At 68.8% G+C, this 24,286-nt stretch carries 19 protein-coding genes; 8 read left to right on the forward strand and 11 right to left on the reverse strand.

The window, feature by feature from the left end:
* The first annotated feature begins 123 nt into the window (after positions 1-123).
* On the forward strand, positions 124-1,296 hold the full coding sequence (locus CY658_RS30800; RefSeq protein WP_101493793.1) for a DUF3108 domain-containing protein: 1,173 nt from the start codon (positions 124-126) through the stop codon (positions 1,294-1,296).
* 109 nt (positions 1,297-1,405) lie between these two features.
* On the forward strand, positions 1,406-1,687 hold the full coding sequence (locus tag CY658_RS30805; protein WP_056577200.1) for a BTH_I0359 family protein: 282 nt from the start codon (positions 1,406-1,408) through the stop codon (positions 1,685-1,687).
* 69 nt (positions 1,688-1,756) lie between these two features.
* On the opposite strand, the gene CY658_RS30810 is transcribed toward CY658_RS30805, so the two are convergent.
* Entirely contained in the window at positions 1,757-2,812 is a 1,056-nt protein-coding gene (locus CY658_RS30810) for an AbrB family transcriptional regulator (protein WP_101493881.1), read from the reverse strand.
* Between the two features lie 120 nt (positions 2,813-2,932).
* On the opposite strand from CY658_RS30810, the gene CY658_RS30815 reads away from it, so the two are divergent.
* Complete coding sequence (locus tag CY658_RS30815) at positions 2,933-3,706, forward strand: ChaN family lipoprotein (RefSeq protein WP_257885034.1); 774 nt, start codon at positions 2,933-2,935, stop codon at positions 3,704-3,706.
* Here CY658_RS30815 and CY658_RS30820 read toward each other — a convergent pair.
* The gene (locus CY658_RS30820; protein ID WP_101493795.1) at positions 3,690-5,024 is read right to left on the reverse strand and encodes an aminotransferase class III-fold pyridoxal phosphate-dependent enzyme; all 1,335 of its coding nucleotides are present in this window, start codon (positions 5,022-5,024) and stop codon (positions 3,690-3,692) included. The two genes, CY658_RS30815 and CY658_RS30820, sit on opposite strands and share 17 nt — an antisense overlap.
* Positions 5,025-5,094: 70 nt before the next feature.
* On the opposite strand from CY658_RS30820, the gene purU reads away from it, so the two are divergent.
* Together purU and CY658_RS30830 are read left to right on the forward strand one after the other, a co-directional pair.
* Positions 5,095-5,952 (forward strand): formyltetrahydrofolate deformylase, encoded by an 858-nt coding sequence (purU, locus tag CY658_RS30825; RefSeq protein ID WP_101493796.1) that lies wholly within the window; start codon positions 5,095-5,097, stop codon positions 5,950-5,952.
* A 22-nt stretch (positions 5,953-5,974) separates the two neighbouring features.
* On the forward strand, positions 5,975-7,216 hold the full coding sequence (locus tag CY658_RS30830; protein WP_101493797.1) for a S1 family peptidase: 1,242 nt from the start codon (positions 5,975-5,977) through the stop codon (positions 7,214-7,216).
* A 35-nt stretch (positions 7,217-7,251) separates the two neighbouring features.
* Here the strand turns inward: CY658_RS30830 and CY658_RS30835 are convergent, their stop codons facing one another.
* The 4 genes from CY658_RS30835 to CY658_RS30850 form a co-directional block, all read right to left on the reverse strand.
* Positions 7,252-7,623, reverse strand: coding sequence for a YXWGXW repeat-containing protein (locus tag CY658_RS30835; RefSeq protein ID WP_101493798.1), 372 nt, complete (start codon positions 7,621-7,623; stop codon positions 7,252-7,254).
* A 112-nt stretch (positions 7,624-7,735) separates the two neighbouring features.
* Positions 7,736-9,079 carry an SGNH/GDSL hydrolase family protein gene (locus CY658_RS30840; protein WP_257885035.1) on the reverse strand — a complete coding sequence of 448 codons (1,344 nt, stop codon included), beginning with the start codon at positions 9,077-9,079 and terminating at the stop codon, positions 7,736-7,738.
* Between the two features lie 66 nt (positions 9,080-9,145).
* Positions 9,146-12,451, reverse strand: a complete 3,306-nt coding sequence (locus CY658_RS30845) for a carboxyl transferase domain-containing protein (RefSeq protein WP_101493800.1) — start codon at positions 12,449-12,451, stop codon at positions 9,146-9,148.
* Between the two features lie 16 nt (positions 12,452-12,467).
* Complete coding sequence (locus CY658_RS30850) at positions 12,468-14,111, reverse strand: AMP-binding protein (protein ID WP_257885036.1); 1,644 nt, start codon at positions 14,109-14,111, stop codon at positions 12,468-12,470.
* A gap of 85 nt (positions 14,112-14,196) precedes the next feature.
* Between CY658_RS30850 and CY658_RS30855 the strand changes: the two genes are divergently transcribed.
* The 3 genes from CY658_RS30855 (at position 14,197) to CY658_RS30865 (ending at position 19,686) form a co-directional block, all read left to right on the forward strand.
* Positions 14,197-14,877 (forward strand): TetR/AcrR family transcriptional regulator, encoded by a 681-nt coding sequence (locus tag CY658_RS30855; RefSeq protein WP_101493801.1) that lies wholly within the window; start codon positions 14,197-14,199, stop codon positions 14,875-14,877.
* 33 nt (positions 14,878-14,910) lie between these two features.
* Positions 14,911-16,170: a branched-chain amino acid ABC transporter substrate-binding protein gene (locus tag CY658_RS30860; RefSeq protein ID WP_101493802.1), complete on the forward strand. Its 1,260-nt coding sequence runs from the start codon at positions 14,911-14,913 to the stop codon at positions 16,168-16,170.
* Positions 16,171-16,467: 297 nt separating this feature from the next.
* Entirely contained in the window at positions 16,468-19,686 is a 3,219-nt protein-coding gene (locus tag CY658_RS30865; protein WP_101493803.1) for a bifunctional cytochrome P450/NADPH--P450 reductase, read from the forward strand.
* Positions 19,687-19,761: 75 nt separating this feature from the next.
* Here CY658_RS30865 and CY658_RS30870 read toward each other — a convergent pair whose 3' ends face one another.
* The 5 genes from CY658_RS30870 to CY658_RS30890 form a co-directional block, all read right to left on the reverse strand.
* Positions 19,762-20,535, reverse strand: a complete 774-nt coding sequence (locus CY658_RS30870) for an esterase/lipase family protein (RefSeq protein ID WP_101493804.1) — start codon at positions 20,533-20,535, stop codon at positions 19,762-19,764.
* A gap of 84 nt (positions 20,536-20,619) precedes the next feature.
* Positions 20,620-21,255, reverse strand: coding sequence for a TetR/AcrR family transcriptional regulator (locus CY658_RS30875; protein ID WP_101493805.1), 636 nt, complete (start codon positions 21,253-21,255; stop codon positions 20,620-20,622).
* Between the two features lie 30 nt (positions 21,256-21,285).
* A complete protein-coding gene (locus CY658_RS30880) occupies positions 21,286-21,798 on the reverse strand; it encodes a phasin family protein (protein ID WP_101493806.1) in 513 nt (170 codons plus the stop codon).
* Between the two features lie 56 nt (positions 21,799-21,854).
* Positions 21,855-22,409: a hypothetical protein gene (locus tag CY658_RS30885; protein ID WP_099793325.1), complete on the reverse strand. Its 555-nt coding sequence runs from the start codon at positions 22,407-22,409 to the stop codon at positions 21,855-21,857.
* A gap of 145 nt (positions 22,410-22,554) precedes the next feature.
* Positions 22,555-24,249 (reverse strand): WS/DGAT/MGAT family O-acyltransferase, encoded by a 1,695-nt coding sequence (locus tag CY658_RS30890; RefSeq protein WP_101493807.1) that lies wholly within the window; start codon positions 24,247-24,249, stop codon positions 22,555-22,557.
* Positions 24,250-24,286 lie beyond the last annotated feature (37 nt).

Consider the following 24,286-nt stretch of genomic DNA (forward strand, 5'->3'; position numbering starts at 1 on the left):
ATGCGGGCGTGAGCTAGGGGAGCAAGGGCGCGGCGGTGCGCCCCCTACTAAACTGGTTGAACGGGCGGCAGTGTACCGAGTGGTCTTCGTGAACCTCGGCGCCGCAGCCCACTCCACACACCCATGTCGACGCACGTCGCGCCCCCACCGCTGTCCCTCGGCCTGCCCGGACGACCGTCCTGGCGCGCGCTCGCGGGGCTGACGCTGCTGGTAGCGCTGGCGCACCTGCTGCTGCTCGGGCTGGCGCCCATGGCCATCGGGCCGGAGCCTTCGCCGCTGGCCAGCAAGTTCATCACGCGCACGATCGTGATCGCGCCACCCGCGGCGGAAGCGCCCGCGGCACCGGCCGCCGCGCCGGTCGCGGCCAAGCCACCGCCGCCGGCCAAGCCAAAGCGCCCGCGCGAGGCGTCGGTGCCTCGCCCCAAGCCGGCCCCAGCCCCCGTGCCCGAAGCATCGACACAGACGCCGCCCCCCGAAACGCCCGACCAGACAGCGCAAGCCGCTACAGATTCAGGAGCAACAGCGCCCGAAACGCCCGCCAGCGCCCCGGCCGCCGCCACGGGCAACACGGCCGGTGGCACGCAGGGCGGCACGACCACGGCCGGCAGTGGCGCCTCGGGCACCATCGCCGGCACCCAGGCGCTGCGGATTCCGGGCTCGGTCACGCTCGATTTCGAGGCCACGGGCCAGAAAGGTGCCTCCCCGCAGCGCGGCGTGTTCGGCGAACTGGTCTGGCTGCAGGACGGCAGCCGCTACGACGGGCGGCTCTCGCTCAAGGCGGTGTTCTTCACCCTGCTGAACTGGCACAGCACCGGCAAGATCGGCCCCTCGGGCCTGGAGCCCGAGCGCTATTCGGAAAGCCGCAAGGCCGAGGTCGCCTCGCATTTCGTACGCGACCAGGGACAGATCGTCTTCAGCAACAACGCGCCGCCCGTGCCCCTGCAGCCCGGCGCGCAGGACCGCATGAGCGTCATGATGCAGCTGGGCGGCCTGCTGGCGGCCAGCCCGGCGCGGTACCCGGCCGGCACACGGATCTCGGTGCAGACCGTGGGCGTGCGCGACGGCGATGTGTGGGTCTTCGAGGTCGGCGACGAGGAACAGCTGAGCCTGCCGGCCGGCGAATTCACCGCGCGCAAGCTCACCCGCACGCCCCGCAAGGAATTCGACCGGAAACTGGAACTCTGGCTGGCGCCGAAGTACGGTTATCTGCCCGTGCGCATCCGGCAAACCGAGGCAAACGGCGATTTTGCTGACGCCCAATTGCGCAAACCCCTACCCCAGCCGCCCGCGAATTGAGGCAAAAAGGTTCACATATCAACAGCGCGACGACAACTGTTCTTGAAACTGGCGCGTTGATTGCTACCTAAACCCCATGAACGCCATCGACATCCTCACAGGGCCCGCCATGAACATGCTTTACGACTCCGAGTCCTTCGTCGTCGTGCACGTCCAGCCGAATGACGGCGACGAGCCGAGCACGAAGCCCAACGGCCCCGTGCTGGAGCGTCACGGCTTCGAGATCGTGGACAAGCGCTCCGGCAAGGAGGTGTATCTCGACGGTTCCTGGGCCGAACTGTTCCAGCAGCAGATCGCCGCGTGGCAGCTCAACACGCCCACGCAGGAAGAGGTCGAGGACACGCTCGAAGGCTACGCCGAGCTGGCGCACACGCCGGTGCTGGTGCACTGAGCGGCCTGCCCCTCCTGAACGAAACAAGCGCCCCGCGGGGCGCTTTTTCTTTGCCTGTCTCCCGAGCCCTCAGCGCTCGGTCCAGCGGTACATCGGCCCCACGATCAGCAGCACCGCCACCAGCCGGCACACCTGGAAGGCCGTGACCACCGGCACGCCCAGCTGCAGCACCTTGGCCGTGATCGACATCTCGGCGATGCCGCCGGGCGAGGTGCCCAGGATCATCGTGGCCGGGTGCAGCCCGGTCGCCCACGCCAGCAGCCAGGCCGCGCCGCCGCACAGCACCAGCATGCCGACCGTGCCCAGCGCCACCGAACCGAGCCAGCGCGGCGCCGTGTGCAGAAACTCGCGGCTGAAGCGCACGCCCAGGCTCACGGCGATCACCAGCTGCGCGGTGTTCGACAGCCAGGTCGGCACGGCCGACAGCGACTGCCCCGCGACCGTGAGCCCCATTGCCACCAGCAGCGGCCCCATGAACCACGGATTCGTGCGGCCCAGCGCCCGCATCACCAGCCCGCCCACGCCGGTGGCCAGCACCAGCAGGGCCAGCCCGGCCGGGTTCACCTCGCGCACGCCGGGCGGGTTGATCTCCAGGCCGTGCAGCCCGCTCCACTGCATCGCGAACGGGATCGTCACCGTCACCACCATCAGCCGCAGGCTGTGCGCAGCGGCCACGAGGTCGGTGCGCGCGCCGGCCGATTCGGCCAGCAGCGTCATCTCCGAGGCCCCGCCGATGGCACCTGCGAAGTAAGTCGTGGCTCTCATGGATTTCGCCGGCACATGCGGCATGCGTGCCGCATGCACGCGGTGCAGCCAACGACCGAAGGCCCAGCCCAGCAGCAGCGCCCAGCCGATGGCCAGCAAGATCGCCCACCACACGCCGGCCACCAGCGTCACCACCTGCGGCGTGAAATACAGGCCCAGCGCCATGCCGATGGCCCATTGCCCCATGTTGCGCAGCGGCGTGTGGCTGGCGGTCGGCAGGCCCGCGATCGAGGCCAGCGACACCGCGAACAGCGGGCCGATCATCCAGGGCAGCGGGGTGTGCAGCGCGACACACACGAGGGCGGCGGCCAGCGCCAGCAGCAGCGTGGCCAGCACGCGGAAGAGAAATCGGAACGACACGGGCAGGAACAAACGACGTCAAACGGCGGAAAAGGACGACAGCCCGGTGCAGGGCGCCGGGCATAGTATGGCGGGATGCTCCCTCGCCCTTCCCGTGCTTCCCGGCTCCTGGCCCCCCTGATGGCAGCCGCCCTGCTCGCCGGCTGCGCCGCGCTGTCCGCCGAAGCGCCCGTCGCGCGCCGCGTGGCAGCCCTGCTGCCGGCCGATGCCTTGCTGCTGGGCGAGCAGCACGACGCCCCCGAACACCACACGCTCGAGCGCGAAACCGTGCAGGCCCTGGTCGAGCGCGGCCAGCTTGCCGCGCTGGCGCTCGAGATGGCCGAGGAAGGCCGCAGCAGCGCCCGCCTGCCCGTCACCGCGACCGACGCGCAGGTGCAGACCGCCCTCGGCTGGAACGACAAGGCCTGGCCCTGGACGCGCTACGGCCCCAGCGTGATGACGGCCGTGCGCGCCGGCGTGCCGGTGGTCGGCGCCAACCTGCCACGTGCGCGCATGAAGGACGCGATGGCCGACGTCTCGCTCGACGTGCAGCTCAACGGCGAGGCCTACGCCATGCAGCAGGAGGCCGTGCGCGAAGGCCATTGCAAGCTGCTGCCCGAATCGCAGATCGGCCCGATGACGCGCATCCAGGTCGGGCGCGACCGCGCCATGGCGCAGGCGGTGATGAAGGCCCGCCAACCAGGCAAGACGGTGCTGCTGATTGCGGGCGCAGGCCACGTCACCAAGGTGCTGGGCGTGCCGCAGCACCTGCCGACGGATGTGTCGGTAAAGACCGTCCACCTGCAGGCCGGCGGTTCGACCGAAGACGACACCGCCGCCTACGACGCCACCTGGCGCACACCGGCGCTGCCGCCGGTGGACTACTGCGCGGGCGTGCTCAAGCGAACTTCTTGATCGAATCCGCCAGCGTGTTGACCAGCGTGTCGATGTGCTGCTTCTCGACGATGTAGGGCGGCGCAATCACCAGCACGTCGCCCGCAGCCCGCACCAGCGCGCCCTTGTGGAAGCAGTCGAGGAACACGTCGTACGCCCGCTTGCCCGGCGAGCCCGCAATGGGCGCCAGCTCCACCGCCGCCGCCAGGCCCAGGCTGCGGATGCCGATCACGTTCGGCAAGCCCTTGAAGGTGCTGTGGAAGGCATCGCCCAGCACCTTGCCCATTTCGCCGGCGCGCGCGAACAGGTTTTCTTCCTTGTAGAGATCGAGCGTGGCCACCGCCGCCGCGCAGGCCACCGGATGGCCCGAGTAGGTGTAGCCGTGGAAGAACTCGACCACGTGTTCGGGCGCGTCGGTCTTCATCATCGCGTCGTAGAGCTTGTCGCGACAGATCACGCCACCCAGCGGAATCACGCCGTTGGTCACGCACTTGGCGAAGTTCAGCATGTCGGGCACGACGCCGAAGAAGTCGGACGCGAAGTTGGTGCCCATGCGCCCGAAGCCGGTGATGACCTCGTCGAAGATCAGCAGGATGCCGTGCTTGTCGCAGATCTCGCGCAGGCGCTTCAGGTAGCCCTGCGGCCCCAGGTACCAGCCGGCCGAACCGGCCACCGGCTCCACGATGATCGCGGCGATGTTGCTCGGGTCGTGCAGCGGCAGGATGCGCGTTTCGAGTTCGACCAGCGGGTCTTCGGCCCACACCGGTTCCTGGTTGTGGATGTACGCATGGTTCACCGGGTCATGGATGAAGCGCATGTGGTCCACGCGCGGCAAGAAGGCCGAACCGAACACCTTGCGGTTGCCCGGAATGCCGCCCACCGACATGCCGCCGAAGCCCACGCCGTGGTAGCCCTTCTCGCGGCCGATGAACACGTTGCGGTGGCCTTCGCCGCGCGCACGGTGGTAGGCCAGCGCCACCTTCATCGAGGTGTCGGCGGCCTCGGAGCCCGAGTTGCAGAACAACACCTTGTTCAGGTCGCCCGGGGCCAGCGCGGCGATCATCTCGGCCGCCTTGAAGGCCTTGTCGTTGCTGACCTGGAAGGCGGTGGCGTAGTCCAGCGTGTCCAGCTGCTTCTTGATCGCCTCGTTGATCGGCTTGCGGTTGTGGCCCGCGCCCACGCACCACAGCGACGAGATGCCGTCGACGACCTTCTTGCCGTCGTGCGTCGTGAACGTCATGCCGTCGGCCGCCACGAAAACCCGCGGGTCTTTCTTGAAATGGCGGTTGGGCGTGAAGGGCAACCACTGGTTGTCCATGTTGAAGTCCTGGAAGGCCATGTCTCGCTCCTGCGGTGATGTGGTCGAGCAAAATCGCGATTCTGGCACCCCTGCCACAATTACGCCCCTGATGACGACCCCAACGCCCGCCTACATCCTGAACCTCTCCTGTCCCGACCGGACGGGCATCGTGCACGCCGTCTCGGGCTTCCTGCTCGAGCGCGGCGCCAACATCGAAGAGGCCGCCCAATACAACGACCACGGCACCGGCCTGTTCTTCATGCGCGTGCGCTTCGCCTGCGGTGAGCACAGCGAAGCCGTGCTGCGCGAGGAGCTGAAGACCTTCGCCACCGGCTTCGGCATGAGCCTGCAACTGCACGCCGCCGCCCAGCCGATGAAGACCGTGATCCTGGTCAGCAAAGAAGGCCACTGCCTGAACGACCTGCTGTTCCGCTGGAAGAGCGGCCTGCTGTCGATCGACGTGCGCGCCATCATCTCGAACCACCGCGACTTCTACCAGCTGGCCGCCAGCTACAACGTGCCCTTCCACCACATTCCGGTGACGGGGGCGACCAAGGCGCAGGCCGAAGCGAAGCAGCTGGAAATCATCGAGGCCGAGGGTGCCGAACTCGTGGTGCTCGCGCGCTACATGCAGATCTTGAGCAACGACCTGTGCAAGAGCCTGGCCGGCCGCGCAATCAACATCCACCACTCGTTCCTGCCCAGCTTCAAGGGCGCCAAGCCCTACTACCAGGCACACGACCGCGGCGTGAAGCTGATAGGCGCCACCGCCCACTACGTGACGGCCGACCTCGACGAAGGCCCGATCATCGAGCAGGACGTGGCCCGCGCCGACCACACCGACACGGTCGAAGACCTCACGGCCCGCGGCCGCGATACCGAAAGCCAGGTGCTGGCCCGCGCCGTGAAGTGGCACAGCGAGCACCGCGTGCTGCTGAACGGCCACCGCACGGTCGTCTTCCGCTAACCCACCCAACCGCCACTCCCAGATGCGCCTGCAGCTCCCGCTTTTTGCCCTCGCTGCCGCTCTGGCAGCGCCCGTCACCTTCGCCCAGGACGCACGCGTCGGCGGCGCCCCGCTGGCGCCCGACGCGCTGTTCGCGCGCGTCTCGCCCAGCGTCTGGGTCGTGCAAGCCAGCGACGCCCAAGGCAAGCTCCTGGCCACCGGCAGCGCGGTGGTCACCGGCCCGGGCACGGCCGTCACCAGCTGCAAGCTGCTGGCCAAGGCGAGTGCCGTGGTGCTGCGCCGCGACAACATGAGCTACGGCGCGGTGCTGGACCTCCCTGACGTCGAACGGGACCTGTGCCAGCTGCGCATCGCGAACCTCGTGTCGCCGACGCTGGGCGTCGTGCCCGCGGGGGCGCTGCAGGTCGGCGCGCCGCTGTACGTCATCGGATCGCCGCGCGGCCGTGAGTTGACGCTCGGCATTTCCATGCTTGGCGGCGTGCGCCGCAATGCCGCGGGCGCGCTCGAATCGCTGCAACTGGCCACGCCGACCGAAGCAGGCTTGGCGGGTGCCGGCCTGTTCGATGCACAAGGTCGCCTGGTGGGACTCGTCGGCGGCTCGGCCCCGGCGACCCTCGCCCTGCCGGCCGCGTGGATCGCGGAACTGCCGACGCGCGGCCAACGCGCCCTCGATCGCCTGGCGGCACAGCCCGCGCCGACGTCGCTGCTGCGCCCGAACATCGTGGAGTACCAGCTGCACGACCGCCTCACCAACACGCACCGCAAGGTGATCTACCGCGCGGACGCGGCCACCACCACCGACGACCGTCTCAGCTTCAACAACGGCGGCTATGTCGAAAAGACGGGCGGCGAGGTCGTCAGCGTCACGACAGCCGTGGCCGGCGAGTTCGACGGCGTCATGCCGCCGGGCGGCTGGGCCCGGCCGAGCCTGGAGCCCGACGCGGCCTGGGCCACGGAGTACGACGCCACCATGGGCGGCACGCGCATCAAGATGGACCTGCGCGCCAGCGTGGTGGACGACGCGGCCACGCTGCCGTTCGACGGCCGCGAACTCAAGGTGGTGAAGATCAACTACCGGGGCTACACCCAGCGCTTCGCGAACGCGGGCGCTTGGAGCGGCAACCAGTTCGGAACCTACCGCGCCAGCGTGTGGTTCTCGCCGGAGCTGGGCCGCGTCGTCCGCTTCGAGGTGCAGACGCGCGGCGGCGCGAGCGGCGGCGCGTTCCAGGTCAGCGAAGTACTCGAGCTGGTGAGCCTGCGCTGACCGGATAGCGCGCCGCGCGCGCTATCGGCTATCGATCAATTGCGGTACGGGTTGTTCGGGCGCCGGTCATCGCGGTTCGGCACGCCATCGCCGTCACGGTCCCAGCGGCCGCGGTTGTATTCCCAGCGGCCATTGTTCTCGCGCCATTCCGGCGGACGGTAGGCATAGCCCGGGCGTGCACGCACGTACATGCCGCGCACCCACACATGGCGACCGCCACGCCACTCGTAGTGACCCGGCGACCACACGTAGCCGCGACGCGGTGGCGGCATGCGCTCGTAGCGCGGCTCGGGCGGCGGCCCCTGGATGATCACTGCTTGTGCCTGCGCGGCCGTGGGAACGGTCAGGGCGCCCATGGACAGCAACGAGGCGGCACCGATGGAAAGAGCAACTGCAAGTGTTTTCATGAGAAAGCCCCATGGTTGTTGGAGGAGCTTTCATGCTGCCGGGGCCGTGTGAACCGCCTGTAAGCGGTGCGCGAAATCTTGTGTAGAGCTGTTTCTCGCCCGCGCGAGTGCTTTATTCCTGCAGTTCGCGCAGGTCGATGGCCGCGGCCATGGCCGCGTGGCCGGCGCGGTTGGGATGCAGGTGATCGCCGCTGTCGAATGTGGGATTCAGCTGACGCGGCGCGGTGGGGTCGCGCAGCACGGCGTCGAAGTCGATCACGCCGTCCACGTCCTGGCGGCTGCGCACCCAGCGGTTCACGGCCTCGCGCATGGCCTCGTTGGCCTCGTTGGCCTCGGTCGCGTAGGGCGTGTTGCCAAACGGCGGCACGGTGCCCAGCAGCACCTTCACGCCCTTGGCGCGCGCCTGCTTCACCAGCTGTCCGAGGCCGTCGGTGATGCGCTCGGCGGTGGGCACTTCGTGCGGCGCCACCTCCACGCCGGGCAGCGCCCCGAACGCGGCGCGGCCGATGTCGTTGGTGCCCAGCAGCACGATGGCGTGCGTCACGCCGCTCTGGCCCAGCACGTCGCGCGCAAAGCGCGACAGACCGTTGGGTCCGATGCTGTCGACCAGCAGGCGGTTGCCGCCGATGCCGGCGTTGATCACCGACACCTCGTGCGCCTGCGGGCTGTCGCGCAACCGCGTGGCGAGCATGTCGGGGTAGGCGCCGGTGCCCGATTCGCCGCCGCCCGCGGTGATCGAATCGCCGAACGCGACCACGGTGCGTACCGGCTGCGTGGTGAGCACGTCGAGCCCGGTCACGATGTGGTTCATGGGCAGCGGCGCGGCCTTCGGCAGCTTGGGCGCCATCACTGCGTTGCCCTCGGCCAGCCAGCCGCCGCCGGCGCCCATCAGGTACATCGTGGCGAACGGCGTGGTGCGGTCCAGGTAGAGGCTGACCGCCACCGACTGCCCGGCCTCGACCTTCAGCGCCACACCGTCGCTCCAGGCTTCGGCGCCCGGCGCGATGGTGGTGGTGGCGCGCCCGCCGAAGCGCAGCGTGCGCAGCGAGGCCGGCGAGACGGCGTCCGTGCCGGTGCCCAACGCCACGCTGGCCGCGGCGATGCGCAGCGGCGTCTTGCCGAAGCGATTCGAAAAGCGGATGCGCACGCGCTCGCCGTCGAGCGAGGGCTGCAGCACCTGGCGCAGCGTCTGCGCACGGAACGCGCGCGTGTCCGGCGCGCCGCCCATCGCTGCCATGAGCGGGTTCGCGGCCATCTCGCGAAAGTCGAGCACCGCCACGGCCCAGCCCGCCACCCAGCGCGCCTCGGCCGGCTGGCGCGCCGCCTGCTCGGCCTGCTTCGCCCACACCGCCTGCACGCCCACGAGCAGCACCGCAAGGCCAAGAACGGCCATCCAGTGTGCAGGGGAGAGAGCGGCGTCGCGCAGACCGGCGCGCCAGCGGGCAAGGAGGTTCATGCGTGCAAAAACGGCCCAGTGTACGGAGCCGCCTTGCCCTCGCCAGTGACGAGGTCTAACCCCGGGTTACCAAGTGTCGACGTACGCCAAGGCCGCCTCGGCCGGCCGCGTCGCCGACGCCAGCCCGCGCACCAGCCAGCTGCGCGTGTCCGCCGGATCGATCACAGCGTCGATCTCCAGCGTCTGCGCCATGTGGATCGCCTCGCCGTTCGCGTACTGCTGCGCCACCAACTGCTTGAACAGCGCATCGCGTTCCGCGCCCTCGGGCACGGCCGCGAGTTCCTTGCGAAAGCCCAGTCGCACCGCGCCTTCGAGGCCCATGGCGCCGAATTCGCCGGTGGGCCAGGCCACGGTGAACACGGGCGCGTCGAAGCCGCCGGCGGTCATGGCCTGCGCGCCCAGGCCGTAGCCCTTGCGCAGCACCACCGCGAAGAAAGGCACGCGCAAATGCGAGGCCACCATGAACATGCGGCACACGTGGCGCACCTGCGCCTGCGCCTCGACTTCGGGCCCGACCATGAAGCCGGGCGTGTCGCACAACGACACGATCGGTAACCCGTGGGCATTGCACAGTTGCATGAAGCGCGCGGATTTGTCGGCCGCCTCCACGTCGATCGCGCCGCCCAGGTGGTGCGGGTTGTTCGCCATCAAGCCGACCGGCTTGCCTTCGATGCGCGCCAGCGCGGTGACGATGCCCGCGCCGAAGCCCGCGCGCAGTTCGAGCAGCGAGCCGGTGTCGGCCACGCCGCGCATCGCGGCGCGCACGTCGTACACGCGCAGCCGGTTCTCGGGTACCACGTGGCGCAGCGTGCGCGGATCGGCGCACTGCCAGTCGCTCACCGGGCCCTGGAAGTACGACAGGTACTGCTTGGCCGCAGCGACGGCGGCGGCCTCGTCTTCCACCAGGATGTCGATCACGCCGTTGCGCGACTGCACGCTGCTCGGCCCGATCTGCTCGGGCGCGAAAGTGCCCAGGCCGCCGCCTTCGATCATCGCGGGGCCGCTCATGCCGATGTTGCTGCCCTTGGTCGCGATGATCACGTCGGCGCAGCCCAGCAGCGCCGCGTTGCCCGCGAAGCAGCGGCCATGCACGATGCCGACGACGGGCACCTTGCCCGACAGCGCCGCGAACTGGCTGAAGGTGTGGTTGTTCAGGCCCGCAACGATCGGCATGTCGGTGTCGCCCGGCCGCCCGCCCCCGCCTTCGGCGAACAGCACCACCGGCAGCTTGAGCTGGTGCGCCACCGCGAGCAGCCGGTCGGTCTTGTGGTGGTTGCGCATGCCCTGCGTGCCGGCCAGCACGGTGTAGTCGTAGGCCAGCACGGCGCAGCGCGATTTCTCCGGGCCGAACTGCTTCGCGTTGATGCTGCCCAGCCCCGTCACCATGCCGTCGGCCGGCGTGTTGGCGATGAGGTCTTCGAGCGAGCGGCGGCGCGTCTGCGCGGCGATGGCGAGCGCGCCGTACTCGATGAAGCTGCCCGGGTCTTCGGCCGTGTCGCACAAGTCGGCGATGTTTTCGCGTGCGGTGCGCCCGCCCTGCGCATGGCGCTTGTCGACGGCCGCCTTGCGGTTCGCATCGAGCGTGGGCGCATGGCGGTCGATGACCTTCTGCAGATCGGGGCGGACCGCATCGAGGTCGTGCGCGATGCGCGCCTGCGCCTCGACACCCTGCGCATCGACGGCCTCCAGCCGCACCAGCGACTGGCCTTCGACGAGGTAGTCGCCGGGCGCGGCCAGCAGCGCGAGCACGCGGCCGGCCACGGGCGCGTGCAGCAGGTGCTCCATCTTCATGGCTTCGAGCACGCCGAGCTGTGCGCCGGCGGGCAGCACGTCGCCCACCGCGACTTCGAACTGCACCAGCTTCGCGGGCATCGGCGCCTTGACGGTGAGGCCGTCGTCTTCGCCCTCTTCCTGCACCGGTGCGCTCACCATCGCGGGTGCGGCGGGCGCGGTCACCTTCTTTGTGTGCTTTTCAAACGCCTTCGCGTCGGCGAGCAGGTCGCCCAGGTGCGCTTCCACGAAGCGCGTGTGCACGGCCTGCGTCGCGAACTCGGGCCGCGCGGCGATGGCGCACAGCAGCGGCAGGTTGGTGGCGATGCCGTCGATGTGGCATTCGTCGAGCGCGCGCAGAGAGCGACGCAGTGCGTCCGCGAAACGCGGCGACGGCGAATGCACGATGAGCTTGGCCAGCAGCGTGTCGTAGTGCGGCGACGGTGCCAGGCCCGCATAGCCGTGCGTGTCGACGCGCACGCCGGGACCGGCCGGCAGGTCGAAGCGCGCGAGCGTGCCGCCCGCGGGGCGCGCATTGCCTTGCGCATCGAGCGTCTCGGCGTTGATGCGCCACTGCACCGCGAAGCCGCGCTGCGGCGCCGTGCGATCGGCCTCCACGCCGAGTGCGCTCAAGGTGTCGCCCGAGGCGACGGCGAGCTGCAGCTGCACGAGGTCCAGCCCCGTCACCGCCTCGGTCACCGTGTGCTCGACCTGCAGGCGCGGGTTCGCTTCGATGAAGACAAAAGGCAAGGTGGCCGATGCGGCATCGACCAGGAATTCAAACGTGCCGAGTCCGCGATAGCCCACGGCCTTGGCCATGCGCAACGCGGCCTGCGTGACCTGCGCGCGCAGCGGCTCGGGCAGCGACGGGCTCGGCGCGATTTCCACCAGCTTCTGGAAGCGGCGCTGCAGCGTGCACTCGCGCTCGCCGAGGCTGGCCACGGCGCTGCCGTCGCCGAGCACCTGCACCTCGATGTGCCGCGCGTTGCGCATCAGGCGCTCGACGTACACGCCCTCGATGCCGAACGCCGCCTTGGCTTCGGACATGCAGCGCGCATGCGCCTCGGGCAACTCTTCGGCGTTCAGCACCGCGCGCATGCCGCGCCCGCCGCCGCCGCCGATGGCCTTGACCATCACGCCCGCGCCCTGCGCATGCTGCTCGGCGAAGAAGGCCTGCGCCTGCGCGAGCGTCACCGCACCGGCGCTGCCGGGCATCACGGGCACGTCGCACTGCGCGGCCAGTTCGCGGGCGCGGGCCTTGTCGCCGAACAGGCCCAGCTGCTCGGGCGTGGGGCCGATGAAGACCAGGCCCGCGTCGGCGCAGGCCTGTGCGAAGTCGGCACGCTCGCTGAGGAAGCCGTAGCCGGGATGCACCGCATCGCAGCCTTGCGCCTTCGCCACGGCGATCAACGCGGCCACGTCGAGGTAAGCCGAGGGGCCGGTCGCATCGAGCGCCACCGCCACATCGGCCAGTTGCACATGGAGCGCGGTGGCGTCGTCGCGCGCATGCACCGCCACGCTGGCGATGCCCAGGTCGCGCAGCGCGCGCACCAGGCGCACGGCGATCTCGCCGCGGTTGGTAATCAGAACTTTGGAAAACACGCAGTCGGCCTTTCTTTCAGGTCTTGTCTTTGAGCAGGCGGCGCAGCACCTTGCCCGCGCCGGTGGTCGGCAGTGCGTCGATGAAGCTCACGGCGCGCGGCGCCTTGTAGCTCGCCATGTTCTCGCGCGCCCAGGCCACGAGCGCATCGGCCTCGAGCGTGGCGCCGGGCTTGCGCACGATGAAGGCCTTCACGACCTCGCCCTTCTCGGGATCGGGCTGCGCAATGACGGCCGCCTGCGCCACCGCCGGGTGCTTGATGAGGATGGTCTCGACCTCTTCGGGGAACACGCTGTAGCCCGAGACCTTGATCATTTCCTTGAAGCGGCCGATGAAGGTGAGGTAGCCGTCGGCGTCGAGCTTGCCCATGTCGCCCGTGTGCACCCAGCCGTTGCGCAAGGTGGCGGCCGTGGCCTCGGGCTTGTTCCAGTAGCCCTTGAACGAGCCGGCGCTGGTGAGCACGATCTCGCCGACCTCGCCCGTGGGCATGTCGGCCTGCGTCTCGGTGTCGATGATGCGGATGGTCACGCCCGGCACCGGCACGCCCTGCGTGCCCCAGCGCGGCGCTTCGTGCGGCGTGTAGGTGTCGCAGGTGTGGGTTTCGCTCAGGCCGTAAGCGGCCTCGAAGGAGCTGCAGTGGTTCGCGTGCGAGCGCCACTGCGCGGCCAGCGGTTCGGTGAAGGCGATGCCGAAGCTGGTCACCGGGTTCATCTTCAGGCTAGCCAGGTCGAAGCGGGCGATGTCGGGCACCTGCATGCAGGCCACGTTCATCGGCGCGATGCTGTACCACCAGCTCACCTTGTAGGTGGCAATGGCCTGCAGCACGGTGCGCGGGTCGAAGCGGTGCAGCAGCACCGAGGCGGCGCCGCTGAGCACGGGCACGTTGACGCCCATGAGCATGCCGGCGATGTGATACAGCGGCGCGATCGACAGCAGCACGTCGCCGGGCCCCACGCCGTTGCAGTCGGCCGCGGCGCGCGTCTTGTAGAGCGCGTTGCCGTAGCTGAGCATCGCGCCCTTGGGCAGGCCGGTGGTGCCCGAGGTGTAGGTCATGAGCGCGATGTCGTCCATGTCGATGGCGACGGGCTGCGGCGTAGCGCCGCTGCGCATCACGGCGAAGAAGTCTTCGCAGCCTTCGGGCACGCTGCGTTCGGCCGTGCGCTCGGCGGCGAGTTCGGCCGGCAGGTCGAGCGTGGGCTCGGCGGGCAGCAGGTCGGCGTAGTGCACGACGAACACATGCGCGAGTGCGCTCTCGGCCTGCACCTTGCGCACCACCGGCAGGAGCGGCGCGGCCGCGACGATCACGCGCGCCTTCAGGTCGTTGACCTGGTAGGCCAGCTCGTGCTCCTTGTTGAGCGGCCCGCTCGGGCAGACGATGGCGCCGATCTTCTGGATGCCGAAGTGCGCCACCAGGTACTGCGGGCAGTTGTTGAGGAACAGCACCACGGGTTCGCCCTTGGCCACGCCCAGGGCCTGCAGGCGCGCGGCAAAGGCGTCGCTCGCGCGGTCGAGCTCGGCCCAGCTCAGGGCCTGGCCGTACCAGAGGCAGGCGGTGCTGTCGCCGCGCTCGCGCGCATGGTCGCGCAGGTAGGCGTGCAGCGGCTGCTGCACGCGCGGCGGCAGCTCTTTCAGACGTGCGGGGGTGGCGGGCGTTGTCTCCATGGCGTCACTTTCTCAGGGTTATCGATAGCCGCCTGCGCAGGGCCGGCGCTTGCCAATGCGGCATCGTGCACGAACAATCCTACCCATGGGTATAACTTCCGCGACACCGAACAAACCCTCTGCCACGCACGCAGCGCAACCGCACCTGCCGCAGGGCACGGGCCGCCAGCGCGCCGCCACGCAGGGCACCGACCTGCAGCGCGAGCGCATCCTGCAGGCGGCGGCGCAGCTGTTTGCCACGCAGGGCTACGCCAACACGACCATGGCGCAGATCGTGCGCGAGCTGGGCGTGACCAAGCCCTTCGTGTATTACTACTTCCGCGACAAGCAGGAGATCTTCGAGACGCTGTCGTGGCGCCCCGCGGTCGACTGCTTCACCGCGCTCGACTTCGCCGCCACCGACCCGCGCCGCGCGAGCGAGAAGGTGATGGAGGGCATCGAGGGGCTGATCCGCGCCACCATCGCGCACCATCCGGTGGCCTTCTTCGCGTACCGCGAGCCGCAGGTGTACCGCCCCGAATACCTCGAAGCACAGAAGAAGCTCGCACACCACTTCTACGACCTGCTGTGCCCGCTGCTCGAAGAAGCCCGGCGCGACGGCGACCTCGACTTCGACGAGACCAAGATCACCGCGCTCGCGGCCTGCAGCCTGCCGGGATTTCTCTACAGCTGGTACCGCCCGGGCGGGCGCCTCTCGCCCGACGAGGTGGTGGCGCAGCTCACGAAGCTGGCCAGCCGCGTGATCGGGCTGCGCGCGAAGCACTGATTCCGTCTTTCACACACCCTCCGGAGACACCTCATGAAGCTCACGCATGCGCCCTTGGCGCGGATCGCCCTTGCCTCCCTGTTTGCCATCGCCGGCACGGCCGCGCAGGCACAGCAGCCGACCTACAAGATCGCCTACATCGATCCGCTGTCGGGGCCGTTTGCCAACGTGGGCGAGCTGATGCTGATGCACACGCAGTACGCCATCGAGGACATCAACGCCAAGGGCGGCGTGCTCGGCGGCATGAAGCTGCAGCTGCTGCAATTCGACAGCAAGCTCTCGGCGCAGGAAAGCCAGAGCGCGCTGCAGGCGGCCATCGACCAGGGCGCGAAGGCGATCGTCACGGGCGGCTCGGGCTCGTCGGTGGTGACGGCGCTGGTGCTGGCCGTGGCGCGCTGGAACCAGCGCAACCCGGGCAAGGAACTGATTGTGCTGAACCACTCGTCGATCGACCCCGAGATGACCGGCAAGGGCTGCAGCTTCTGGCACTTCCAGACCGAGGCCAACACGGCCATGAAGATGAAGGCGCTGGCCAACTACATCAAGAAGACGCCGGACGTGAAGAAGGTCTACCTGCTGAACCAGGACTACGCCCACGGCAAGCAGTGGGCGAGCTACGGCCGCCAGCTGGTGGGCCTGGCGCGCCCCGACATCCAGTTCGTCGGCGAGACGCTGCACCCCATCGGACGCGTGAAAGACTTCGCACCCTACGTCGCCAACATCAAGCAAAGCGGCGCCGATTCGGTCATCACCGGCAACTGGGGCCAGGACATGACGCTGCTGCAGAAGGCGGCGGGCGACGCGGGCTACAACCTGCGCTACTTCAACCACAGCGCGGGTTCGGTGCCGGGCACGGTCACGTCGGTGTCGCAGGCCAAGACCGGGCAGCTCACGTGGGTGGCCGAATGGCACCCCGGCCAGGCCGACACGCCGAAGGTCGACGCGCTCGCCAAGGCCTACAAGGCCAAGACCGGCAAGGACTTCCTCGCACCGCGCATCGACCTCACGCCGCGCCTGCTGGCCGCCGCCATCGCCAAGGCCGGCAGCGTCGACACGGTGAAGGTGGCGCGCGCCCTCGAAGACCTGAGCTTCGACTCGGTGGTGGGCCCGGTGCGCATGCGCGCCGAAGACCACCAGCTGCTGCTGCCGCAGGTGGTGAACACCATCGCGCCGGTGGACGGCAAGGCGGTGAAGACGGGCTGGGAAGGCACCAGCTACGGCTTCCGCACCGACGCGGTCTATACCGGGAACGAGCTGGCGCAGGGCACCGACTGCAAGATGGTCCGGCCCTGACCTCTTTGAGTGCTTTTGGGGGACGTGCCCAGGCCACCGGGCACTTCCCTCCGCGAATGTCCCCCGGGCTTCGCCCTCCTCCTTGATTTCGCTGCGGGAAGCACCCAGTGCCCTGGGCACGGGGCACGCTGCCGGTTCATGACCTCTCTGTGAATGGCGATCACGCTGCCTGTGTGAACGCCCCAGCCGCCTCCTAAGGGAAACCCCGTCCTGCCTGCCCCCTGTGCCGTCGGGATACTCCGGATTCGCATCCCGGACATCCGAAGCGGGTCCCTACGCAGGCACAAGAAGGCACACATGGCAGGAAAGAACTCGCTCCATCCGATCCCCCATCCGGCGAAGAAACCCTTCGTCGGCAATCTGCTGTCCATCGGCTCCGACTCGCCGGTGCTCGACATGTGGAAGATTGCGCAAGACCTCGGCGGCATCTACTGGCTCGACATGCCGGGCATGCCGGTGATCGTGGTGTCGTCGCCCGCGCTGGTCGACGAGCTCTGCGAAGAGCCGCGCTTCGACAAGAGCACGCGCGGTGCACTGCGCCGGTTGCGGGCTGCGTCGCACGGCCTCTTTACTTCGGACACGCACGAAGAGACCTGGTCGAAGCCGCACAACATCCTGCTGGCCAACTTCAGCCAGCGCGCGATGCAGGCCTACCACCCGATGATGCTGGACATCGCGGGGCAGCTGGTCACCAAGTGGGAGCGCCTCAATTTCGATGAAGAGGTGGACGTGGTGCGCGACATGACCGCGCTCACGCTGGACACCATCGGCCTGTGCGGCTTCGGCTACCGCTTCAACTCGTTCTACCGCGAGGGCTTTCATCCTTTCGTCGATGCGATGGTGCGCACGCTGGAGACGGTGCAGAACCGGCGCGGCCTGCCGCTCGAGGAGCTGATGCTCAAGAAGGAGCTGGCGCAGCAGCGCAAGGACATCCGCTACATGCACAAGATGGTGGAAGACATCATCGAGGAGCGGCGCGCAAGCGGTGCCGACATTGCCACCAAGCCCGACCTGCTGAGCTACATGATCGCGGGCGTGGACAAGAAGAGCGGCGAGAAGCTCACCGACAAGATGATCCGCGACGAGTGCATCGAATTCCTCATCGCGGGGCACGAGACCACCAGCGGCCTGCTGTCGTTCGCCATCTACTTCCTGCTGAACAACCCCGAGGCCATGGCCAAGGCGCAGGCCGAAGTCGACAGCGTGTTCGGCGGCGACACCACGCAAAAGCCCACCTACGCGCAGGTCAACCGGCTGCAGTACGTGATGCAGGTGCTGAAGGAGTCGCTGCGCCTGTACCCGACCGCGCCGGCGATCTCGATGCGCGCCAAGGAAGACACGACGATCGGCGGCCAGTACACGATCAAGAAGAACAACATGGTCATCATGCATGCGCTGGCGCTGCACCGTGACAAGGGCATCTGGGGCGAGAACGCCGATCAGTTCAACCCCGACCACTTCAGCCGCGAGGCCGAGCGCGAGCGGCCCGTGAACGCATTCAAGCCCTTCGGCAACGGACAGCGCGCCTGCATCGGGCGGCAGTTCGCCCTGCAGGAGGCGGTGCTCACGCTGGGCATGATCCTGCAGCGCTTCAACCTGGTCGATCACACGGGCTACAAGCTCAAGATCAAGGAAGCGCTGACGATCAAGCCCGAGAACTTCAAGATCAAGGCGCTGCTGCGCGACCCGGCCTCGCGCCCGCGCGGCAATGGCGAGACGACCGCCGCGCCCGATGCGCCGGTCAAGCCGGCTGCGCGCAAGCCGCAGGCAGCGCGCCACGGCACCTCGCTGCTGGTGCTGCAGGGCTCCAACCTCGGCACGGCCGAAGACCTGGCGCGCCAGCTGGCCGAGGCCGGCGAACTGCGCGGCTTCTCGACCCAGCTGGCCTCGCTCGACGACTATGCCGAGCGGCTGCCGGCCAGCGGCGCGGTGGCGATCGTCTGCGCCTCGTACAACGGCGTCGCGCCCGACAACGCGGCCGAGTTCCATCGCTGGCTCGACAAGGCCGACGATGCACTCAACGGCGTGCGCTTCAGCGTGTTCGGCTGCGGCAACACCGACTGGGCCGCCACCTACCAGGCCGTGCCGCGCCGCATCGACGAACGGCTTGAAGCCTTGGGTGCCGACCGCGTGCACGCACGCGGCGAAGGCGATGCGCGCGAGGACATGGACGGCGCCTTCCAGGACTGGAGCGACGCGCTGTGGCCCGCGCTGGTGAAGGCCTTCGACATCAAGAACGGTGCCGACACGCCGGCCGAGGCCGAGCCGCTGTACACGCTCGAAGAGCTGCCGCCGCCGCAGAAGAACGCGCTGGTCGATGCGCTGGGCGCCGTGGCGCTGCGCGTGATCGAGAACCGCGAACTGCAAAGCGCCGGCGCCAACGGCGAGGCCGGTCGCTCCACGCGCCACGTCGAGCTGACGCTGCCCGAGGGCGTCAACTACGTACCCGGCGACCACCTGAGCGTGGTGCCGCGCAACAGCCCGGCGCAGGTCGAGCGCGCGATGGCGCGCTTCGGCTTCGACCGCTCGGCGCACGTGCGGCTGCAGGCCGTGCCGGGGCGCAAGGCGGCGCTGCCAGTCGACCAGGTCATCGCGGTCGATCGGCTGCTCGGCGACTACGTCGAGCTGCAGGACGTGGCCACGCGCAAGCAGATCGCCACGCTGGCGGCGTACACCGAGTGCCCCTTCACCAAGCCGAAGCTCGTCGCGCTCTCGGGCAGCGACGAGACCTCGCAGGCCGCGTACAAGGCCGAGGTGCTGCACAAGCGCAAGTCGCTGCTGGAGCTGCTCGAAGAGCACCGCGCGTGCCAGGTGCCGTTTGCCGTGTTCCTCGAAATGCTGTCGCCGCTGTCGCCGCGCTATTACTCGATCTCCTCGTCGCCGACGATGACGCCGGGGCGCTGCAGCGTGACGGTGGGCGTGGTGAGCGCGCCCGCGATGTCGGGCAACGGCACCTTCGAGGGCGTGTGCTCCAACTTCCTGGCGCGCGCGGAGGCCGGCGACACGGTGCACGGCGTGATCCGCGAGACCACGGCCGAAGGCTTCCGCCTGCCGGACGATGCCAACCGGCCGCTCATCATGGTCGGCCCGGGCACCGGCCTGGCGCCGTTCCGCGGCTTCCTGCAGGAACGTGCGGCGCAGGTCGAACGCGGCGAGGCGCTGGGCGAGGCGATGCTGTTCTTCGGCTGCCGCCACCCCGAGCAGGACTTCATCTACGCCGAGGAGCTGCAGGCCTGGTCGCACCGCGGCCTGATGAAGCTGCACACGGCCTTCTCGCGCGCCGGTGACCGCAAGATCTACGTGCAGGACCTGATCCGCGAACAGGGCGCGGCGGTGTGGAAGCTGCTCGAAGCGGGCGCCGTGGTGTACGTGTGCGGCGACGGCTCGCGCATGGAGCCCGACGTGCGGCGCACGCTCAGCGACCTCGCGCGCGAGCACGGGCAGGACAGCGCGGCGTGGATGGACCGGATGATTGCCGAGCAGCGCTATGTGCTCGACGTGTGGGCCGGGGCCTGAAGAACCCAGTCTGGAGCCCCAAAGAAGAAGACCGGCATTCGCCGGTCTTTTTTATTGGGGAGTGCGCGCCTCAGGTCAGGCGTTGCGGTCCGGGTCCGGGTACACCAGCGGCCCGAGCATGCCGCGGTTGAACGGCTTCCACGCGCCCTCGGGCTGCGCCAGCCGGTCGGCCACCGCATAGAGCACGGCCGGGTGCGCGCCGAGCCCCAGGTGGCTCGCGACCACCTCGATGTTCTCGGACTGCGGACCGGTCTTCTCGAGGCTGCAGCGCCATGCCACGACGCCGTCGGTGCGGCTGAAGATCGAGGTCGTGGGCACGGGCGGTGTGGGTTCGACGAACTTCATGCGGCGCGGGTCGTGCGAGCTCTGGCCGCTCACGCCTTCGTACACGCGCCAGGCGTTGGTGGCGCGCGGGCTGCCCGAGAACGGGCTGCCGAGCGTGATCACGTTGCGGATGAGGTCCTTCTGCGCCGAGGCCAGCAGCCGCGCGTAGACGCCGCCCAGGCTCCAGCCGATGACGCTGACCTTCTGGCCGCTCTTGTCGGCCAGGGTCTTGAGCAGGTCGACCATGCCGTCCTCGACGCCGGCGCGCGGGCCCAGGTTGCGGCCCTGGCCCCAGCCGTGCGCGTCGTAGCCGCGGCTGCACAGGTAGCGGCGCAGCAGCAGCGTGGACACGTCGCTGGCCACGAGGCCGGGCAGCACGAGCACGGGGTGCCCGTCGCCGCGTGGCGCGAGCTGCAGCAAGGGCCACATGGCGAGGCCGGCGCCGGTTTCCCAGAGGGCGCGCGCTTCGGCCAGCAAGAGCAGGCGCGACGGCGGTGCGATGGGTTCGTGGGTGGCGGTGGACATGATGGCGGCTTCCTTTCTGTTCTTTCTTCTGTAGGACGACGATGGGGGTGCGAAGTTGCACTCCCCGTCGGACGACGACTTCATTTATCCGAGGTATTTGCCCCTCAGGTAATCAAGATAAGCCCTCGATTCGCTGGAAACATACGGAGAAACCAGCGTGAGTGTGTAGAAAGCCGCCAAACCGGGATCGGCTTGCGCCAAGGCGTCGCGTCCCGGCACCAGCCGCTCGAACGAGAGCCAGCAGGTGGTGGTGAAGACCATCTGCAGCGCCAGGATGCGCGCCTGCTCGGCGCTGGTCTCGATCACGCCCGACGCCACCAGCCCTTCGCACAGCGTCTGGGCGGCGAGCAGGTTCTGCGCGGTCATGGCCTGGGCGCGCTGGCCCAGGGCCGGGTACTCGCTGGCCAGGAAGGCCATGTCGCGGTAGATGAAGCGGTATTCGTCGATGGCCTCGAAGCGCAGGTGCAGTGCGAGCCACAGGTCGTCGATGGCGGCAATGGAAGCCGACGAGCCGTTGAGCACTTCGAGCCGCTGCTCGAAGCGCCGGAACAGCCATTCGACGATCAGCTGCTTGGCCTTGAAGTGGTAGTGCAGGTTGCCCGGGCTCATGCCGAGCTCGGCCGCGATCTTGTGCGTGGACACGGCCGGAAGGCCTTGTGCGTTGAACAGCGCGAGGCTGGTCTGCAGGATGCGATCGCGCGTGGTGTTGGAGCTGGCCACAAGCGGCGTGTTGCGTGCGTTGTGTGCCGCTCAGCGCTTGCCGCCGGAGCCGCTTGAACTGGCGCGTGGGCCGGACGGTTTCTCGAGTGTCGCGAGGCGTTCGCGCAACAGCGCCACCTCGTCGCGCAGCGCCTGCACCTCGTCGGCGCTGGGCATGCCCAGGCGTTGCAGGGCGGTGGCGACACGCTGGTCGAACACGTCCTCGAACTTGCGGATGCCGAAGGTGTCGAGGCTGGGGAAGCCGCGCGTCAGCGCCGCCTTGGCACCCGCTGCGTCGGCCTTGCCCTGCCCGATGCCGAGCAGGCCTTCGATCACGTTGGCCTGGCGCTTGGCGACGTCGTTGCGCACGTTGTCCAGCGCCTTGAGGCCGGCGCGCAGCAGCGCTTCGGCCTTGTTGGTGCCCGCAGCAGCAGTGTCTGCAGGCGGTGTTTTCGCAGCCGGCGCCGCCTTGCGGGGCGCGGCTTTCTTCTTGGCCGCCGGAGCCTTCTTCGCAGGCGCCGCCCTCTTCTTCAACTTTGCAGTGTCATCGGGACGGGTCGCCATGCGGTGGTGCTCCAGGGGCGGTAGAAATGAAAAAGGGCGCGGTCAGCGCCCCGGGATCAGGCCGCCTTGCGGGCAGCGCGACGAACCGGCTTCTTGGCCGCAGCGACCTTGGCCTTCACGGTGCGCACGGGGGCGGCGGCTTCTTCGGTGCCGCTCACACGGGCTTCGATCTGCTTGGTGCCGGCGACGATGCGGTCAGCGATTTGCACCGACACGGTGGCGAAGGGCTGGTTCACGGTCGATAGGGCGTTCAGCACGGTGGTGGCAGCGGGCGATTCGATCTGGGCGACGCGGTTGGCGACGGTTTCGATGCCGCTGGTGGTGCCGGCAGCGACGCGGTCCATCGCGTTCACGATGCGGCTGGTGTCGATGTCCAGGCGGTTCGACAGGAAACCATGCACCTTCTCTTGCGCGCCGATCAGGTTGGCCTTGATCTGCTCGCTCACCAACGGAATCTGGCGGTTGCCCAGGAACTCGCTGTAACGCGAAGCGGCACCGCCCAGCAGGCGCTGCACGCCGGTGCGGTAGGCACCGACCAGGGTCTTGCCGGCGTCGTTGTACTGGCCGACGACGTGGATGGCGGCGGAAGCGATGTTGGTTTGCGTGGACATGTGAGATTTCCTTGAAGTTGATGGGCTCGCGGGGAATCGCGATGGGCCAATCATCTTCCGCAAGGCCTAGGCCTGGAAAACTAGAACGGTCGGAAAACTAGTCCAACTGCCCCAATTTTTTGCCCAGGCCGGGCCCGCCTGTCGATCATGCCGCAGCGGCGCGGGGCGATGCGGCGGCCTTGCGGGCCGCGGGCCGGGGTGCCGCCTTCTTCACCGCGGCCTTCTTGGCAGGGGCTTTCTTCGCGGCCGCCTTCACCGGTGCGGCCTTGGCGGGCGCCTTCTTCTTGGCTGCGACAGCCTTCACCGGCGCCTTCTTGCGCGCGGCCGGCTTGCGGGCAGGAGCTGCGGCCTTGGCTTCTTCTTTTTCTTCCGGCGCAGGCGCGGCCACGGGCTTGGGCGCAGCCGTCGCACCGGCAGCGGACGGGTGCTTCTCGGTGAGCGCCATCAGCAGCTTGTGCTCGGCCAGCAGGTAGTCGCCGATCTCGGTGATGTCGGGCACGGCACGGCGGCAGGCGATCAGGCCGTAGTCCATGCGGCCGTTGTAGCTCTGCACGGTGACGTTGAGCGCCGTGCCGTGGCTGGCGATCGACACGGGGTAGTAGCAGGTGACCAGCGCGCCCGCGAAGTACATCGGGAACGGCGCGCCCGCCACGTTCGAGACGGCCACGTTGGCCGCCGGCGGCAGCAGGTTGACGATGCCCGAGCGCCCCACCATCGACGCAATGCCCGACATCAGCCAGGGCGCGGCGAAGGTCGGGAAATCGTCCAGGATCACGGCCTTGAAGCGGTTCATCGTCGACTTGGAGCTGTTCGACGAGGTGTTGATCGCCTTCAGCCGCTGCACCGGGTCGGTGATGTCGGTGGCCAGGCTCACGAGGATCATGCTGGCCTGGTTGTTGGCCGTCTGGTCGCCGGCCTCGCGCAGGCTCACCGGCACGCCGGCCACCAGCGGCTTGGCCGGCAGCTCGTTGTTGTCGGCCAGGTAGTGGCGCAGCGCGCCGGCCACGGTGCCCAGCACCACGTCGTTGAGCGTCACGCCGAAGTGCTTGGCGATGTACTTGGTCTCGGCCAGCGAGATGGTGCGGCCCGCGAAGGTGCGCTGGTTGGTGATCGATACGTTGAGCGAGGTGCGCGGCGCGAAGAGGTTGAACTTCTTCGGCGCGGCGGCCGCGGCCTTGTCGGCCGCCTTCTCGTCGGGCTTGGCCAGGCCGCCGATGGCGCGTGCGATGGCCGGCGCCATCTTGAAGAGCTTCACGTACTGCTGCGCCGTGTTGCGCAGCGCGGCCGTGGCGAGTTCGGCCATGCCCAGCTGGTAGCCGCTGCTGCGCGGGCGCGAGCGCGGCGGCTTGATCACGCGGCCCGTGGCCTCCAGGTCGAAGATGGCCTTGCCCACTTCCACGCCGGCCTGCCCGTCGATGCCCGCATGGTGCACCTTGGTGTACAGCGCCACCTGGCCGCTCTGCAGGCCGTCGATGATGAAGAACTCCCACATCGGGCGGCTGCGGTCGATGAGCGTGGAATGCAACCGCGCCACGTACTGCTGCAGCTGGCGGTTGGTGCCGGGCTTGGGCAGCGTGATGTGGCGCACGTGGTAGTCGATGTCGATGTCGTCGTCGTCCACCCAGACGGGGTTGGACATGTCGAAGGGCATCAGCGCGAGCTTGCGCGTGAACACATCGGCCAGGTGGATGCGGCTGGCCATGAACGCCTTGGCGTCTTCGTAGAAGTCGCCCTTGTAGCCCTTGGGCAGATCCAGCACGTTGAGCGAGCCCACGTGCATCGGCATCTCGGGGGTTTCCAGGTGCAGGAAGGTGGCATCAAGACCGCTCAGGTGTTTCATGTGTGGTTCTCCTCGTTGGGGCAAGCGCCGTTCGGCA

This window comes from Variovorax sp. RO1, from assembly GCF_002849325.1.
Classification (GTDB): Bacteria; Pseudomonadota; Gammaproteobacteria; order Burkholderiales; family Burkholderiaceae_C; genus Variovorax.